The organism is Kribbella sp. VKM Ac-2566 (genome assembly GCF_004366005.1).
Lineage (GTDB): Bacteria > Actinomycetota > Actinomycetes > Propionibacteriales > Kribbellaceae > Kribbella > Kribbella pratensis.
Genome location: NZ_SODT01000007.1, coordinates 1 through 1437 on the forward strand (window position 1 = coordinate 1; position 1437 = coordinate 1437).

A 1437-nucleotide genomic window follows, 5' to 3' on the forward strand; every position below is an offset into this window, starting at 1 on the left:
TATCCGGCTCTTCTGCTGTATGTGTGGGTGATTTGAGCGTGCCTGGAGTGGCGCACGCCGTTCTCTGTCTAGGTTTCTGAGCTGTCTAGGAACAGGAACCTGGTGGACTGGAGAACGGCGTGCGTGCGGACAGTTTATGGCGTGCGGTTTTGGGGGTTGAGAAGACGGTCGTCGAGGACGTCGTGTTCGACCGGGTCGGGTTGGTCGTGGTGGTGTCGGTGCGGCCGGTGGCCCGGGAGCGTGGCCGGTGTGGGCGGTGCCGGCGCCGTTGCCCGGGTTATGACCTGGGGCGTGGGGAGCGGCGCCGGTGGCGGGGGCTGGACGTGGGTGTGGTTCGGCTGTTTGTGGAGGCCGAGTCGGTGCGGGTGGCCTGCCCCGAGCACGGGGTGGTGGTCGCGCATGTCCCGTGGGCCCGCCACGACGCTGGGCATACGCGCATGTTCGACGACCAGGTGGCGTGGCTGGCCACGCAGACGTCGAAGACGGCGGTGACGCAGTTGATGCGGATCTCGTGGCGCACGGTCGGGGCGATCGTGAAGCGGGTGTGTGCCGACGTGGACGCGGCCCGCGACCGGCTCGACGGGCTGGCCCGGGTCGGGATCGACGAGGTCAGCTACCGCAAGGGCCAGCAGTATTTGACGGTGGTGGTCGACCACAATTCGGGGGATCTGGTGTGGGCGCAGCCGGGTCGTGACGCCGCGACCGTGGCCAGGTTCTTTGACGCCCTCGGACCCGATCGCGCCGAGGCGTTGACGCACGTGTCGGCCGATGGGGCCAGTTGGATCACCGGCGTGGTCGCCAAGCAGGCGCCGCAGGCGGTGTTGTGCGCGGACCCGTTCCATCTCGTGTCCTGGGCCACCAAGTGCCTGGACGAGGTACGGCGTGAGACCTGGAACATCGCCCGCCGCCGAGCTGGCGGCACCCGGCAGATCGGCGACCTGGCCGGGGGCCGCTACCACGCCTCCCGCGGAGACGCCCAGACCATCGCGCGGTCGCGGTGGGCGTTGTGGAAGAACCCCGAAGACCTCACCGCCAAACAAACCGCCCAACTCGCCTGGATCGCCACCTCCAGCCCGCGCCTGCACCGCGCTTACCTCCTCAAAGAAGGCCTGCGGCACGTGTTCAAGCTCGCCGGCACCGACGGCAAACACGCCCTCCAACGCTGGCTGACCTGGGCCCAACGCTGCCGCATCGACGTATTCGTCGAACTCGGCCGCAGGATCAAACGACACCTACCCGCCATCCACGCCAGCCTCGACCACGGCCTCACCAACGCCCGCGTCGAAGCGGTCAACACCAAGATCCGGCTCATCACCCGCACCGCCTACGGCTTCAAAGACCCACAAGCCCTCATCGCCTTGACCATGCTCACCCTCGGCGGCTACCGACCACCCCTCCCAGGCCGCACCTGACCCACACATCAGACAGGAGACCCGG

General features: G+C 68.2%; 1 protein-coding gene. It reads left to right on the forward strand.

All coding sequences use genetic code 11. The annotated features are described in order from the left end of the window. The first annotated feature begins 119 nt into the window (after nucleotides 1-119). Complete coding sequence (locus tag EV647_RS03060) at nucleotides 120-1412, forward strand: ISL3 family transposase (protein WP_133998082.1); 1293 nt, start codon at nucleotides 120-122, stop codon at nucleotides 1410-1412. The last annotated feature ends 25 nt before the right edge of the window (nucleotides 1413-1437 follow it).